Origin of the sequence: Sinomonas albida, from assembly GCF_004919045.1 — a bacterium.
In the GTDB taxonomy this organism is placed as follows: domain Bacteria; phylum Actinomycetota; class Actinomycetes; order Actinomycetales; family Micrococcaceae; genus Sinomonas; species Sinomonas albida.
Genome location: NZ_SWDW01000008.1, coordinates 21158 through 35755, shown reverse-complemented (window position 1 = coordinate 35755; position 14598 = coordinate 21158). Strand labels below are relative to the sequence as shown.

Below are 14598 nucleotides of genomic sequence, written 5' to 3'. Positions count from 1 at the left end.
GTCACTTCTTTCCCGAGGAGGTGGCCGCGCCCACGGCGTTCGCACCGAGGAAGCGGACAAAGATGAACGCGACCAGGAAGATCACGATGAACGTGATGGTCGAGAGCGCCGCCGCGCTGTTGAACCCCTCGCGGATCTGGTCGACGACGAGGATCGAGAGCGTGGTCGTGTTGTTGGCGCCCTGCGTCATGATGTACGGCAGGTCGAACATGCGCAGCGCGTCGAGCACGCGGAACAGGACCGCGACCATGAGCGCCGGCTTCACGAGCGGCAGGGTGATCTGGGTGAAGCGCTGCCACGCGGTGGCGCCGTCGACCTTGGCGGCCTCGTAGACCTCATCCGGGATGAGCTGGAGCCCGGCAAGGATAAGGAGCGCCATGAACGGCGTGGTCTTCCATGTATCGGAGATGACGATCGCCCACTTGGCAGGCCACTCAGACCCCGTCCAGAGGATCTGGGTCCCGAACAGCTTGTTGGCAATGCCGTCGAACGCGAAGATGAAGAACCACAGCTTGGCGGTCACGGCCGTGGGAATGGCCCACGGAACGAGGACGGCAGCGCGGACCGCACTCCGTCCGCGGAAGGACCGCGCCATGATGATCGCCATCCAGAAGCCCAGGACGGTCTCAAGGGCCACCGTCACGACCGTGAAGAAGAACGTCGTTCCGAAGGCAGACCAGAACTGGGAGCCGATGGTTCCAGGCGGGCAGGCCTGTCCGTTGCACTGCTGAAGCAGCCAGTGCGCGTAGTTGTCGAATCCTGCCGCACCGCCCTGCTCGAAGAACCCGGTCGCGGCATTGAGGCCAGCGTCCTTCTGGAAGGACATGATGATGGCGTTGACCACCGGGTAGATGATGACGATGGCCAGCAGCACGAGCGTGGGCAGTAGAAGAAGCGAGGCCCAGCGGCCTTGAGTGACTTGCTTCCGGTCCGCGCTCTCGCGACCCGGCATGTGGTGGCCTTCGGCTTTCGCCTTGGCCTGGGTTCGCTCCGGGAGTTTCGTAGACATCGAATCTCTCCTGTTCAGGGGGCCGGCTGGCCCGGGGGTCGTTTCCGGCCCCCGGGCCACCAGCTCACGGCCTGGCTACTTTGCGGCCTCGATAGCGGACTGCATGTCTGCCACCGCTTGATCGACCGTCTTGTCTCCCTTGAGGGCGGCGTAGGCGTTATCCTCCACCGCCTTCGTCACGGCCGGGTAGAACGGCGTGACGGGACGCGGGACGGCGTTCTGGATCGACGTCAGCAGCGTGGGCAGGTACGGGAGCTTCTGCACGAGCGTCTGGTCCGAGTAGAGGCTCGAGAGCACCGGAGCGAGGGAGCCCTGCGTCGCGTAGAACGTCTCCGTCTCCTGGCTCGTCATGAACTTCATGAAGTCAAGAGCCGTGGCCTTGTTCTTCGAGTAGACGCTCATCGCCACGTTGTGGCCACCGAGCGACGACGCGCCCGGCCCGGACTTGCCCGGAAGCGGTGCGATGCCGAACTTGTCAGCGACCTTGGACGAACCGTCCGTCTTGCTCGCGATGCTGTAGACGTACGGCCAGTTGCGCAGGAACAGCAGCTTGCCATCCTGGAACGCCGTGCGGCTGTCCTCTTCCTTGTACGTGATCGCCTCGGCCGGGATGTTGCCGCTCTTGAACGCGTCGACCAGCTTGCCGAGGCCCGTCTTGGCATCCGACGAGTTGACTGCAGCCTTGCCGGAATCGTCCACGATCTTGCCACCGAAGGTGTTGATCGCTTCAGAAGCATTGACCGTGAGGCCCTCGTACTTCTGGAACTGGCCCGCGTAGCAGCCGATGTTGTTCTGCTTGGCGATCGAGCACATGCTCATCATCTCGTCCCACGTCTTGGGCGGGTTGGGCACGAGATCCTTGCGGTAGTAGAGGAGGCCACCGTCAGACGTCTGCGGGGCCGCGTAGAGCGTGCCGCTGTAGGTCGCCGTCTTCACAGTTGCAGGCAGCATCGCCGAAGTGTCGAAGGCCAACTTGTCCTTGAGCGGCTGCAGCCAGCCCTTCGCGGCGAACTCGGCGGTCCAGATGACGTCGACGTCGACTACGTCGTAGTTCGTGTCCTTCCCTTGGAAGTGCTGGACGAGGTCGTCGTGCTGCTGGTCTGCCGAATCAGACTGCTCCTTGAACGTGACCTTCTGGTCCGGGTGAGCAGCATTCCACTTGTCGACGAGCGGGCGGACGACGTTCGAGTTGTCCTTGCCCTGCACGTACGTGATGGGACCGCGCCCATCGAGATTCGAGGAGGCGTCCCCACCTCCCCCGCCGCCGCCACCGGAGCTGCTTCCGCCGCTGCAGGCAGAGAGCGCCAGGGCCAGTACGCTCGCCATGGCTAATGGCGCACCGTACTTGGAGAACGTCTTTCTCATGCTCGACTCCCTTGTCTGTCGGGGCAGCTTTTTCACCGCCTCCGGAGTTGTGACGCAGTTCACCCTATGGCTGTCTATGGAACTGTGCAAGCGCTTACGCACGTCGTTTTCATTCCGTGATCAAAGACCCTAGACACGGCGAAAGGGCCCCACCCATGAGTGGAGCCCTTTGACGGACGACGGCGCGTGCCCGGCCCGAGTGGGTCGGGCTCAGCGCACGCGTTCGGCCCGGCTGAAGCGGGACCTCGTCCCCGACGCGATGTGCAGCAGCACCGGGCACTGGTGGCCCAGCAGGAGATCCATTCCGACGGTCAGACGTTCTATCTCGCGCGCGATCTCACCCGGGTCTGCGCCCTGCCGAGCGACCACGCGTACGCGGAGCGCGACCTGGTGCTCGAACTCGACCGCCGCGACGGACAGGCCGAGGATGTCCCTCCGCCGCGCGAGCGCCTGGCGCAGCGCCTGATCCACCGTCGACGCCGAGATGGTGACGCGGCCCGGGGCCTCGCCTGTCTCCGCGGAGCCGCCGTCCGAGGCGGACCATGCGATGAGGTCACGCCGACCGGTGCCCTGCTGGGACATCCACCACACCATGACGAGGATGACGACGACGAGGAGCGCCATCGCAAGGAGCCAGAGCCAGCTCACCGACGTGCCGGGGATCGGAGTGTTCTCGAAGGCCCGTCCCGTCTGCGTCGACGCGGCCGGCGCCCACGAGGCCCACCAGGCGTCGATTGCCGGAACCGCCGCAATCAGCGCGACGAGGACCCCGACGGCGAACACGAGGATCCCGAACACGAGCACGAGGACGCGGTTGAGCGTGCGCGGCGTGCCGTTCATGCCCCGACCACCCCCGTCCCGGCAACGCGGACCCGGACGACCGGGTACGGCTCGGGCCTGAGCCGTCTGAGCTCATCCTCGGCGGCGGCGAGCACGGCCTCGGCGCTCACAGGCACTCCGGACGTGGGCCGCACGTTGACGAGGGCCTCCCCCTGGGAGACGAACACCGTGACCTGCTCTGGCCGCACCGTCGCGGCCGCGCGGGCGCGACGCGCGAGGGCCGAGGCGAGGACCTCGTCGTCGACCACCACCGCGATGCGCTTCCCCGGGAGTGCCCGGCGACCCGGGCGCCCGGGACGCAGCGCGAGCAGCACGAACATGAGGCCCACGAGCGCGACGACCACGCCGAGAAGGCCGAGCAGACCCCGATTGATGCCGTTCGGGAGGCCCGAGATGAAGCGGGCCGCGGTCTCGGGGTCGGTGATCCAGGCTGGCTGGCCGATCGCCTGCAGCGTCGACTCGAGCAGCGCATACAGGCACAGGAGCGTCACGAGAACCGCGACGACCGCGGCCGCGAAGACTCGGCCCGAGCTCGTCTCGCGGCGCACGGCCGAGGCGAGGCCGTGTTCGGGCTCGGGAGCCCGTGGCGTCGGCGCGCCCTTGGGCGCCCCCTCTGGCTGCGTGACGGGCGCCTCGGCGCTCATTGGACACGCTCCCGTCGAGACGCAGCCGGGCGCACCCCGGCAATCCTGACGTCGACGCGGCGGAGCTGTGCTCCGCTGAGCCCAGACACGCGGCGCATGATGGCGCCCTTTGCGCCCGATGCCCGATCCCACACGCTTCCGCCGGCCGCAGCGACGTCGGCCGGCTGGGCGATGGAGCCCACGTCGGGCACCGCGATGGGCGAGACGACGCTCAGAGCCAGCAGGCCGGCGTCGTCCGTCCACGAAGCCCGCACCTCAGAGGGCCGCACGCCGAAAAGCTCCGCCGCCGCGGCCTGCGCAAGGCTCGTGAGGGCCTGCGTGCTCACGCGATTGTGCCCAGCGAGTGCGGGCGCTGGGGTGGCGGCTTCGGTCACTGCGAGGAGCGCCTTCCGATGAGCGCGTCCCAGACACGCCGGACGTCGACCTTGCCCTCGACAAGCCGGCCCAGGACCGCGCCGATGGCCATGAAGACGATCGAGCCGATGAACCCCCACGCGCCGAACTGGAAGGACATGAACGCGACGAAGGCACCTATGGCGATGCCGACCACGGTCAGATTCACAGCACCTCGTTCCCGGACGGGGCGGGCGGCTGCACGGGAGCAACCGGCGCCTCGGCCTGCCGTGGCTCGCCCTGTCTGGGCTCGCCGATATATACGTCCGCGATCTCGACGTTGACTTCGATGACCGTCAGGCCCGTGTACTGCTCGACGGCGCGGTAGACGGCGGCGCGGACATCGTCCGCAAGCTTCTGCAGCGGGATCCCGTACTTCGCGACGAGCGTGACGTCGACTGCCGCTTGCGTCGCGCCCACCTCGGCGCGGACTCCGCCCGCATGGTCGGCGCCGACCGCGTCGCGGATCGCGCCGAGCGCGCGCGACGGCGTGGTCCCCAGCGAGTGGACGCCGGGCACTGCCCGCGCGGCCGCGGCCGCCACCTTGGCGACGGCCTGCTCCTGGATCACTGTGCGGCCGCCCGCCTCCGGAGGGACCGCCGCGTAGACGGGCGCCCCGGGCCCCACCTCGGGATACTGCTCCATATGGTTCCCCTCGCCGTGTGACCGGACTTTGTTCCCACCTTAGTACGGTCCGTTCTGGCGCACCGCTGTACGGTGGGGGCGGCGTGCGCGCCGCACCCTCATTGGCCCATTCCAGGGGTAACCGAGCCGGCGTACCTTCGGGATATGGAGTTCATTCGCGTTGCCTACTACCCCAAGGGGCAGCTCGGACCCGTGGTCCATCCGGTCGTGGCCGAAGATGCCGAGGCCGCCATCGCCGCGACGGAGGGGACCGTCGCCGAACTCGCCCGGGACCACTCGCTCATCCGGCTCGAACTGCTCGAGCCCAAGCACCACCGGGTCGTCGCCGAATGGAACGGGACGGCCTGGACCCGCCGCTGAATGCGGCCGGGGACCTGCGCGGCTAGGTGATGGTGCAGCGCCCGGGGGCAGCGCCGGGCCCGGTCGGGGCGGCGTGCCCGCACGCCGCCTCGACCCTCGGCCTCACTGGCAGGTGAAGGTCATGTTGTTGACCACGAGGACGCCGTTCGCATTCGTGGTCTGGGTGAAGGCCGCGTGGATGCTCAGCGTCGAGGAGGGAGCGGAGCTGCTCGTGCCGTTGAAGTTGAACGTTGCGTGCTGGACGTTGTTCTTGTTGTTGTCCTCTGAGCCGAACCACTCCTGGACGTGACCTGTCCACGTTCCCCACACGCCATTCCACAGCGTGGTCAAGGTGACCCGGCCCTCGGTTGTCGTGGTGAACCAGTCTCCGTTGCTGTTCGTCGTGAAGTGCTGAACCGAGTTGCCGGTTCCGGTGAAGCTCGTCTGCCCCGGCCCGTCGCATGTCACTGGGATCACGCCGACGATCTGAGTGCTGTGTTGCGTTCCCGTGGTGGTCGCGAACGCGGGGCTGGCCCCCGCGGCGACCGTCAGAAGTGCTGCTCCCACGATGGCACCGACCCGCTTGAGCATTTTTCGCTCCTCCTTCAGCTGAAGAAGGGGCAGCCCGCGCAGCACCCGGCAAAGCGCCGGGCCGAGACCGATGCCCCGAACGCCGCTCGACGGCGGCAATTGTGCAGTTTGGGATTTCGAGTTCCCCCAGCTGCAGCGAATTTAAGCCCGCCCTGTGTGCCAGTCAACAGTCGCCGCACGGTCTTAGCCGGGGGGCCCCTCGCTTCTACTTGGCCGAGGTGCAGGGCTGTCCGGTCCCAAAGTGCAGCCATCCGGGCAGTGCCTTGGTGAACGCGGTGCGGATCGCGGGGTCCTTGGTGGCCGTCCAGTCGACCTGGCCTTTGACCTCGGTCTCGTACTTGTCCCACTCGAACCAGTTGACCATCTTCAGGTCCGGGAACCGTGTGGGGATGTCGGATCCCAATACCTGTTCCCACCAGGCCTGCTTGATCGCGAGGGAATTCGAGGCGTCGCGGCTCGTGTTCACCAGGGCAGCCGTCTCTGCGATCGCGACGGGCTTGCCGTGCTTGATCCCGTAGTCGGTGTAGAAGTCGGGGACGGCTGTGTCTTTCCCGCCGGCGCCGTCGTAGGTGCCGGTCAGCTGCTGGGCGAACTTGCCTGCCTCGGGGACCACGTTCGCTCCCCACGGGTAGGTGTTGCCCCAGTGGTACAGCGACATCCCGACCCAGTCCACGGCGTCGTCGCCGGGATAGTAGGGCGCGTAGGGGTCGTCCTTGCCGTCGAGGGTGCCGTCGTGGTTCGTGTCCAGGGATGTGTAGTCGGCGGTCCCCTTCTTCGCCTCGTACTTCCCGCCGTCGAAGGGGTAGCCGCCCCCGTAGTTCGGGGCCCACATAGTGGCGCTCGACGGCGTCGCATGGACCGCTGCTGCCACCCTGCGGAAAGCGGCGATATACTCGGCGGGCTGTTCACCCCATTCGTACCAAGATCCGTTCATCTCCTGGGCGAACCGCACGATCACCGGGACCCCGGATCCGTTGACCTGGGTCAGGAGGGTCTGGAGGTCCTTGAGCGCCTCATCGGTGACAGAGGCCAGTCCGCCGTGGGGTTCGAGGGTCAGCAGCAGGGCAGCGCCCTGCGCGCGGACCTGCTCGGCCGCGCCATGGATGTTGGTCCGGTCGGCTTCGGTGAAGGGGAACCCCGAGAAGGAGACCGCGACGGCGGGGCTGCGGCCGAGGTTCCGGGCATAGTCGGCGAGCTGCTCGTGGCCCCAGTCCAGGTTCACCCCGAACAGCGCGCCGCTCGCGGGGCCGATCGGGCGTGCCGGGGAGGCGCAGGACGACGACGGCGCAACCGCGAGAGTCGCTCCGGACGAGCAGGCTGTGAGGGCGAGGACGGTGAGAGCGGCCGCGGAAGTCCCGAGCCGTCGCATCTTGGCGTGCACCCGCCCACGCTACAGCGAAGGCCCGCTATCGCGCGGACGTCAGCGAAGCTGCAGGGGCCTGGGGCCTCAAACCACTGGCGTGATCGGGGTGACGGTAAACGGCTCGATGAGCAGGTCCACCGAGATGTCCACGAATTCTCGGACGTGGTCCTGCTCGTTGTGGTAGTCGAGCTCGGCTCGGCTCTCCCACCCCTCGATGAGAACGAATCGCCCGTCTGAGGCGTACACGCTGTATTCGATGCAGCCTTGGTCCTGGCGGCTCCTCTGCTGGAGCTGGCGGAGAGCTGTGCGGAGGTCGGCCGCACGCTCGGGTTTGGGGGCGAAGACGGGCATTAGCCAGACTTCACGTGCCTCCGTGGTCTGCTGGTTTGTCGCCTGCTGGGAACGAGGGGCCATGTTTCCTCCTGATGCGGTGAAAGGGGTGAGGAGGCGGTGGGACGGGCCTCCTCACCCCCTTTGCTGTTCTTGCTAGTCCGCGAGCGCCGCCACACGGGGGACGTCGACCCAGGCCTCCTTCTCGGCCGACGCGAGGATCGCGTCGTCGATGAGGGCGGTCTGGTAGCCGTCGGCGAAGTTCGGGCTCACGCTCGTGCCCTCGGCGATGGCCTTGAAGAAGTCATGCGCCTCGATGATCTTCGTCTCGCCGTAGCCGATGCCGAGCGCGGGGATGGGCCACAGGCCGTCTCCGTACGGATGGGCAGGCCCTGTGTAGACGGTGCGGAAGCCGCGGCGGTCGTCGCCGTCGTTCGCGAAGCAGACCTGGAGCTCGTCCCGGCGCTCGTAGTTGAAGACGATGCTGCCCTCGGTGCCATGGATCTCGAACGTGATGAAGTTGTTCCGTCCCCACCCGTTGCGTGTGGCCTCGATCGAACCGACCGCCCCGTTGGCGAAGCGGACCATCGTCATGACCTCGTCATCGACGTCGACCTCGCCGCGGGGCCCGTCTCCGCCCCGGACGTTCCCAAGCGCGTCTGCGCCGCCGGACTGCAGGGGCCGGTCGGGGATCCAGGTCGAGAGGATCGAGTTCACGGAGGCGAACTCGCCCACGAGGTAGCGGGCCATGTCGATGACGTGAGTGGCGATGTCTCCGAGCGCACCGGAGCCCGCGACGGACTTCTGGAAGCGCCACGAGAGCGGGGAGTTGGGGTCGGCGCTCCAGTCCTGGAGGTAGGTGCCGCGGAAGTTGAGGATGCGGCCGATCGCGCCTTCCTCGATGTACTTCTTCGCGAGGGCGACGGCGGGAGTGCGGCGGTAGTTGAACGCGACCATGTGCACGATGCCTGCGTCCTTGACTGCGTCGTACATGGCCTTGGACTCCTCGCCGGTGCGGGCGAGCGGCTTTTCGCAGATGATGTGCTTTCCGGCCTGGGCCGCGGCGATCGCGATCTCGGCGTGCAGGTGATTCGGGGTCGCGATGTCGACGACGTCGATGCTCGGGTCCTCGATGATCCGGCGCCAGTCCGCGGTCGAGTTCTCGAAGCCGAAGCGGCGCGCGGCCTCGGCGGCGAGGCCCTCGTTGGCTTCCGCAATGGTGTGGCGGATAGGCATGGCCGGGGCCGGCCAGAAGAACATCGGCATCGCCGAGTATGCGAGCGAGTGGGCCTTGCCCATGAAGCCGCCTCCGATGAGGCCGACATTGAGATTCTTCATGACGTGTTCCTTTTCGATGGGAGTCAGGAGTGGAGGAGGGCGTCCAGGTACTTCTTGCTGATCTCGGCGGCGGCGCGGGGGTCGCCGTCGTACTCGTCGAGCTCGACCATGAGCCAGCTGTCATAGCCGCTCTCCTTGATGGCCTCGACGATGTCCGGGAGGTCGAGCTCGCCTTCGCCCAGGGGCAAAAACGTGAACGGATCCCTGCGGAGGTCCTTGAGGTGCACGTGGCGGAGGCGCTCGGGGTATTTGCGGATCATGGCCGCAGGGTCGGCGCCGCCCGCGGCGAGGTGCGCGGTATCTGGGCAGAAGCCGATCCTGGTGAGGCCCATGAGGCGCTCGAGCTCCTCGGGGCCCTCGACGATGGTGGTGAGGTGCGGGTGGTAGCTGGCCGAGAGGCCGAAGCTTTCCGCGATGTCAGTGACGCGGTCGAGGGCTTCGCCGAGGCGCGTGTAGTCCTCGTCCGTGGTTCCGGCGGCGCGCCGCGCGCCGCCGCCGACGACGAGGCGCTCGGCCCCGAAGGTCGCCGCCAGCTCTGCCGAGCGCTGGATGCGGTGCAGCTCGTCGGGGAGGATGTCTGCGTAGATGAAGTTCGCCCCGGTGTAGACGCTCACCAGCGAGACGCCCGCCTCCTCGAGCAGCCCTCGAAGCTCCTCAGGTCGGTCCGCATACTCGGCGAGGTTGCCGTCGAACATCTCCACGCCCTCGTAACCCACGGAGGCGATATCCTTCACGGCCCGGTCCATGGACCCGTGGGTCATGTAGAAGAGGTCTTTGACGCTTGTCACCCCGACGGGATGCCCGACGACGCCGCCCCAGGTGATGGTGCAATATCCGAGTTTCATTGACTGCGGCCCTTTCAGATGATGGTGAAAACCTTGTCGCGTGCGGGGACGCTAGCCCACTCGCCCTCATGCGCTGAGGTGACGAGCGCCTGCGTGAGCTGCGCCGCGCGGAGACCGTCGGCGAATGTCGGGAGCCCGTCGGGCGCATTGCCGCGCACGGCCTCGTAGACGTCGGCGACGAAGGCATTGAAGCTGTCCTGATAGCCCTGCGGGTGGCCCGCAGGGAGCCGGGCGTACCGCCTGCCGCCGTCGGTTGCTAGGGTGTCGGGGCCGACGGGGATCTGCCGGGCGGCATCCGTCCGGCCCACCCAGAGCGTGTCCGGCTGCTCTTGGTCGAAGCTCACCGACGCCTCCGTGCCGTCGAAAGAGAACCAAAGCCGGTTCTTGCGGCCCGGGCTGACCTGGCTGACGACCACCGATCCCGTGGCACCCTGATCGGTCTCGAACAACACGGTCGCGCCGTCCTCGGTCGCCACAGGGAAGGAACCACCCTCGCCCCCGCGGTCCGCGAAGGCCTGCGACATCGAAGCGACAAGCCGCGTGATCCGCTGCCCGGTGACGAACTCCATGAGGTCGCACCAGTGAACCCCAATGTCACCGAAGGCGCGCGAGGCGCCGCCGGCTGCGGGATCGACCCGCCAGTTCGTCGCCTGAGGGCTGGCGAGCCAGTCCTGGAGGTATGAGCCGTGCAGGAGCCAGAGCCTTCCGGCCTCGCCCCTCGCCACGAGGCCGCGGGCTTCGCGGACCGCGGGGTAGAAACGGTAGACGAACGGTACCGCCGCGACGCTTCCGTGCCGCTGGGCCAGGTCGGCGAGCTCGGCGGCGTCCTCGACGGAGGTCGCGAGGGGCTTCTCGCAGATCACGGCCTTGCCTGCAGCTAGGGCCAGCTTCGCGTACTGGGCGTGCGTCGCGTTGGGGGTGCAGATGTGCACGACGTCGACGTCCTCGCGCTCGATCAGCGCCTCCGGCGACGCTGCCGCGTGCAGCGCACCGAGGGCGGTGGCAGCGCGCTCGGCGCTCGCCGTCGTGCGGCCGGCGACGGCGCCCACTGTCCCACCCGCGGCCCGTACTGCGTGCGCGTGGACCTCGCCCATGAAGCCCGTGCCGATGATCCCGGAGCGGAGTGTGCTGGCCATGGCTACTTCTTCCGGGCCAGGGCGACGGCCAGGATGATGATTGCTCCCCGGACGACTTGCTGCTGGCTGCTGTCGAGTCCGGCGAGGATGAGGCCGTTGTTGATGAGGCCGATCAGGAGCGAGCCGAACAGCGTGCCGATCACGGTGCCGGAGCCGCCGAACAGGCTGGTCCCCCCGAGGATCACGGCGGCGATGGCCGAGAGCTCGTCGCCTGTGCCCCATTGGAAGCGTCCGGACTGGAGGCGGCCGGCGTAGAGCATGCCGGCGATGCTTGCGACAATGCCAGAGATCAGCAGGACCTGGAACTTGATGCGCTTGGTGTTGATGCCCGTGAAGTCGGCCGCGGTGCGGTTGCCGCCGGTGGCCAGGACCTGCCTGCCGAACTTCGTGCGGGAGAGGACGACGGCGCCGACCGCCACGAAGAGCGCGGACCAGAGGACCAGGCCCGGCAGAGGGCCGATGTTCCCGGAGCCGAAGATCGTGTTGAAGGTGTCGTCGAGGATCGGCTGCGGGGCTGACGCTGTGACCCACTGGGCTGCGCCGACCGCGATGCCCATCATGCCGAGGGTGACGAGGAACGAGGGGATGCCCAAGAGGCTGACAAGGCCGCCGTTGATAGCCCCGACGATCGCACCCATGGCGAGACCGGCCAGGATGCCGGGCACAAGACCCCACTGGGAAATCCCCATGGCGGTCGCAACGCTCGAGAGGCCGGCGGTCGACCCGACGCTGAGGTCGATCTCGGCGCACGAGATGACGTAGGTCATCCCGACAGCGATCACTGTGATGGTCGCGGTCTGCCGGAAGATGTTCAGCAGGTTGACCGCGGAAAGGAAGCCTTGATCGCGGAGGAGGACCGCGAAGAAGGCGAAGACCACGACGAAGCCTATGTAGATGACGTAGCGGCGCCAGTCGAGCTTCCTCAGCATCTCGCCGAAGTTCGGCGTCGCCGACGCCTCGATGGTGGCCGCGGGGGCTGTCTTGCTCATGTCAGACTCCCTGGACTGCGAGTTGGAGGGACTCCTCGTCGGCGATGTCGCCGCGAGGCAGGTCTTGGATGATGGAACCTTCCTTGAGGACGAGGACTCGGTCGCTCACCGCAAGGAGTTCGGGGTATTCGGAGGAAATGACGATCACCGATTTGCCGGTGCTCGCCAGATCCCGAATCATGTCGAGGATCTCGCTCTTCGTGCCGATGTCGACGCCGGCCGTCGGCTCGTCGAGGATGAGCACCTCGGGGTCGGTGCCCAGCCACTTGGCGATGACCACCTTCTGCTGGTTGCCGCCTGAGAGGAGCCGGACCGGCCGATTCGGGTGGGCGACCTTCACCGCGAGCTTGTCGATGAGTGACGACGACAGCTTCTTGCCCTCGCCGAGGTCGAGGAACGGACCGCGGCTGACGTTTCCGAGAAGGGGAAGCAGGAGGTTGTCGCGCACCGAGTGCTCCAGAACGAGGCCCTGCGCACGCCGGTCCTCCGGGATCAGGGCGAGCCCGGCCGCGATCGCCTGTCTGGGCGAGCCGATCGAGACCTTCTTGCCCTTGATCAGGATCTCGCCGCTCGTGGCCCTGTCGATGCCGAACAGCGTCCGGGCCAGTTCGGTACGCCCGCTGCCCATGAGGCCCGCGAGTCCGAGGATCTCTCCGGGCAGCAGCGTGAACGAGATGTCGCGGACCTTGGAGCCGGAGGTGAGCCGACGCACCTCGAGGAGGGGGACGCCGTCGTGCGTCGCCTGCTCCCGTTCGCGGTAGGCGAGCTGTCCCTCGATCTTCTTGCCCACAATGCCCTCGACGATCTGTTCGGGCGTGACGCTGGACAGCGGCTCCGTGAGCAGCCGGCGACCGTCGCGCAGAATCGTGATGCGGTCCGCGATCCGGTACACCTCCTCCATGCGGTGGGAGATGTAGATGATCGAGATGCCCCGGGCCTTGAGGCGGTCGATGAGCTCGAAGAGGGCCTCGGTCTCGTGCCTCGCCAGACTCGCCGTCGGCTCGTCCATGATGAGGACCCTCGCGTTCTGGGACAGCGCCTTGGCGATCTCCGTGAGCTGCCAGTACGCGGTGCCGAGGCGGGAGACCTCGGCCTTCGGGTTGACCCGGACTTCCATCTCGTCGAAGAGCTTCTTGGCTCGGCGCACGGCCTCGCGGTCGTCGATCAGGCCGCGGGCTGTTGGTTCGGCGGCGAGGAAGATGTTCTGCGCGACGGTCAGGCTCGGCACGAGGCTGAATTCCTGGAAGACCATTCCGATCCCGGCAGATTTCGCGTCCTGGATGGAAGTGATGGCGGCTGGCCTCCCGTCGATGAGGATCTCGCCTGCATCTGTCTGGTAGACGCCTTGCAGGATCTTCATGAGGGTCGACTTGCCGGCTCCGTTGCCGCCGGCGAGGGCGTGGACTTCGCCTTTGCGGACTTCGAAGTCGACGTCCTTCAGGACCGGAACCCCGTTGAAGCCCTTGGAGATGGACCGCATCTCGACGGCGTTGTCTGGCGTGTTCATGGGTTGTCCCTCCCGGGCGGGGGCATCAGCCCCCGCCCGACTGCTTCTGCTGCTTCTGCCCGCTACTTCTTGTACGAGCTCTGGAGGTCCGCGGGGGCATCAGCGTGGTAGACCTGCTTCCACGCGTCGAGGACGTTCGAGTGGTCGACGGGCAAGGCGCTCAGCGCCACATAGGCCGGCTCCTGCTTGCCCAGCAGGGATCCGGCAGCGATCTGGGCCTCGGTCACTCCCTGGTCGAACGGAACCTGGGCTCCGAGGCCGACCACGAGGTCGTTCTTCGCAAGCGCGATCGCCACGTTCTTGCCGAGGTCCTCGGTCGCGATCTTGAGGTCCTGTCTGCCCGCGGCGCGAGCGGCCGCGAGGACGCCCTCAGCCGGGACGTCCCACACGGCCCAGATGCCGGCGAGGTCCGCATGCTTGCTCAGCATCGCGTTCGCGGCGGCCTGGGCGTCGCCAGCGAAGTCGGGGCCGGCGATGCCCTTCTCCTCGACGATCTGGATGTCCGGGTACTCCTTCGAGATGGTGTCCTTGAAGCCCTGGTAGCGCTGCTTGGTCACGAAGAAGTCCGCCTGGTGGAAGATGACGCCAATTTTGCCCTTGCCGCCGAGGGCCTTGGCCGTCTCGTGCGCGGAGACGACACCGTTGCCGTAGTTGTCCGCCGACACGTCAGACACGTAGTCCTTGCCCGCGACGAAGCCCTGCGGGACGTTGTCCATGAAGACCAGCTTGGCCCCGGCCTGGGAGGCCTTTCGGTAGGCCGCGGCGGTGGCGACAGGGTCGGTGGGAATGGAGACGATGATGTTCGGTTTCTGGGTCATGACGGTCTCGAGGTCGGAGACCTGCTTGTCCGGCTTGAAATTGGCGTCCGTCGTGGCGATGACCTTGATGCCGAGCTTCTCGAACTCGCTCTTGAGGCCGGCAATCTGCGCCGTCGCCCAGTCGTTGCCCCCGTAGTGCATGACGATCGCGGCTGTGGCACCCATGGCCTTGACCTTCGCGACCTCGTCGGGAGTCAGGGTCGTGGCCGAGGCGGGCGACGGCGTCTCGCCGTTCGGGCCCTTGCTGAGAACCTGCCCGGTCACCTGCTTGAGGGCGGCAGCGGCCTTTTCGGAGACGGCCGAATCAGTTCCTCCGGCCGCACTCGTCGATGAGCTGCACCCGGCGGCCGCCAGTGTGATGGCTGCGGCGGCCGCGAGAAAGGCTGTCCTGCGGATCATTGATGTTCTCCGGTCCTGTCGGGAAGGGGAAGGGTAGTGCTCGGACG

At 67.3% G+C, this 14598-nt stretch carries 17 protein-coding genes; 1 reads left to right on the top strand and 16 read right to left on the bottom strand.

Going from position 1 to position 14598, the window contains the following annotated elements; genetic code table 11:
• Window position 1: 1 nt before the first annotated feature.
• The 7 genes from E6A26_RS09440 to E6A26_RS09410 all read right to left on the bottom strand — a co-directional run bounded on the left by E6A26_RS09440 (window position 2) and on the right by E6A26_RS09410 (window position 4896).
• On the bottom strand, window positions 2-1009 hold the full coding sequence (locus tag E6A26_RS09440) for a carbohydrate ABC transporter permease (protein WP_136610947.1): 1008 nt from the start codon (window positions 1007-1009) through the stop codon (window positions 2-4).
• A gap of 75 nt (window positions 1010-1084) precedes the next feature.
• Window positions 1085-2374, bottom strand: coding sequence for an ABC transporter substrate-binding protein (locus E6A26_RS09435; protein ID WP_136610946.1), 1290 nt, complete (start codon window positions 2372-2374; stop codon window positions 1085-1087).
• Between the two features lie 210 nt (window positions 2375-2584).
• The gene (locus tag E6A26_RS09430) at window positions 2585-3214 is read right to left on the bottom strand and encodes a hypothetical protein (RefSeq protein ID WP_136610945.1); all 630 of its coding nucleotides are present in this window, start codon (window positions 3212-3214) and stop codon (window positions 2585-2587) included.
• Window positions 3211-3858, bottom strand: a complete 648-nt coding sequence (locus tag E6A26_RS09425) for a DUF6286 domain-containing protein (RefSeq protein WP_136610944.1) — start codon at window positions 3856-3858, stop codon at window positions 3211-3213. Before E6A26_RS09425 ends, E6A26_RS09430 begins: the two co-directional genes overlap by 4 nt.
• Window positions 3855-4184 (bottom strand): hypothetical protein, encoded by a 330-nt coding sequence (locus E6A26_RS09420; RefSeq protein WP_234865290.1) that lies wholly within the window; start codon window positions 4182-4184, stop codon window positions 3855-3857. Before E6A26_RS09420 ends, E6A26_RS09425 begins: the two co-directional genes overlap by 4 nt.
• 44 nt (window positions 4185-4228) lie before the next feature.
• Window positions 4229-4420 (bottom strand): hypothetical protein, encoded by a 192-nt coding sequence (locus tag E6A26_RS09415; RefSeq protein WP_136610942.1) that lies wholly within the window; start codon window positions 4418-4420, stop codon window positions 4229-4231.
• The gene (locus tag E6A26_RS09410; RefSeq protein WP_136610941.1) at window positions 4417-4896 is read right to left on the bottom strand and encodes an Asp23/Gls24 family envelope stress response protein; all 480 of its coding nucleotides are present in this window, start codon (window positions 4894-4896) and stop codon (window positions 4417-4419) included. Before E6A26_RS09410 ends, E6A26_RS09415 begins: the two co-directional genes overlap by 4 nt.
• A gap of 144 nt (window positions 4897-5040) precedes the next feature.
• Between E6A26_RS09410 and E6A26_RS09405 the strand changes: the two genes are divergently transcribed.
• Complete coding sequence (locus tag E6A26_RS09405; RefSeq protein ID WP_136610940.1) at window positions 5041-5256, top strand: hypothetical protein; 216 nt, start codon at window positions 5041-5043, stop codon at window positions 5254-5256.
• 102 nt (window positions 5257-5358) lie between these two features.
• Here E6A26_RS09405 and E6A26_RS09400 read toward each other — a convergent pair whose 3' ends face one another.
• The 9 genes from E6A26_RS09400 to E6A26_RS09360 form a co-directional block, all read right to left on the bottom strand.
• Window positions 5359-5826: a hypothetical protein gene (locus E6A26_RS09400; protein ID WP_136610939.1), complete on the bottom strand. Its 468-nt coding sequence runs from the start codon at window positions 5824-5826 to the stop codon at window positions 5359-5361.
• Between the two features lie 205 nt (window positions 5827-6031).
• Window positions 6032-7207, bottom strand: a complete 1176-nt coding sequence (locus tag E6A26_RS09395) for a glycoside hydrolase family 26 protein (RefSeq protein WP_234865288.1) — start codon at window positions 7205-7207, stop codon at window positions 6032-6034.
• Window positions 7208-7273: 66 nt separating this feature from the next.
• The gene (locus E6A26_RS09390; RefSeq protein WP_234865286.1) at window positions 7274-7603 is read right to left on the bottom strand and encodes a putative quinol monooxygenase; all 330 of its coding nucleotides are present in this window, start codon (window positions 7601-7603) and stop codon (window positions 7274-7276) included.
• A 72-nt stretch (window positions 7604-7675) separates the two neighbouring features.
• Entirely contained in the window at window positions 7676-8857 is a 1182-nt protein-coding gene (locus E6A26_RS09385; RefSeq protein ID WP_136610938.1) for a levoglucosan dehydrogenase, read from the bottom strand.
• 23 nt (window positions 8858-8880) lie between these two features.
• Window positions 8881-9702: a sugar phosphate isomerase/epimerase family protein gene (locus E6A26_RS09380; RefSeq protein WP_136610937.1), complete on the bottom strand. Its 822-nt coding sequence runs from the start codon at window positions 9700-9702 to the stop codon at window positions 8881-8883.
• Window positions 9703-9716: 14 nt separating this feature from the next.
• Window positions 9717-10838, bottom strand: a complete 1122-nt coding sequence (locus E6A26_RS09375; protein WP_136610936.1) for a Gfo/Idh/MocA family protein — start codon at window positions 10836-10838, stop codon at window positions 9717-9719.
• A 2-nt stretch (window positions 10839-10840) separates the two neighbouring features.
• On the bottom strand, window positions 10841-11827 hold the full coding sequence (locus E6A26_RS09370) for an ABC transporter permease (RefSeq protein WP_136610935.1): 987 nt from the start codon (window positions 11825-11827) through the stop codon (window positions 10841-10843).
• A gap of 1 nt (window position 11828) precedes the next feature.
• A complete protein-coding gene (locus E6A26_RS09365; protein ID WP_136610934.1) occupies window positions 11829-13334 on the bottom strand; it encodes a sugar ABC transporter ATP-binding protein in 1506 nt (501 codons plus the stop codon).
• Window positions 13335-13396: 62 nt separating this feature from the next.
• Window positions 13397-14551 (bottom strand): substrate-binding domain-containing protein, encoded by a 1155-nt coding sequence (locus E6A26_RS09360; protein WP_136610933.1) that lies wholly within the window; start codon window positions 14549-14551, stop codon window positions 13397-13399.
• Window positions 14552-14598 lie beyond the last annotated feature (47 nt).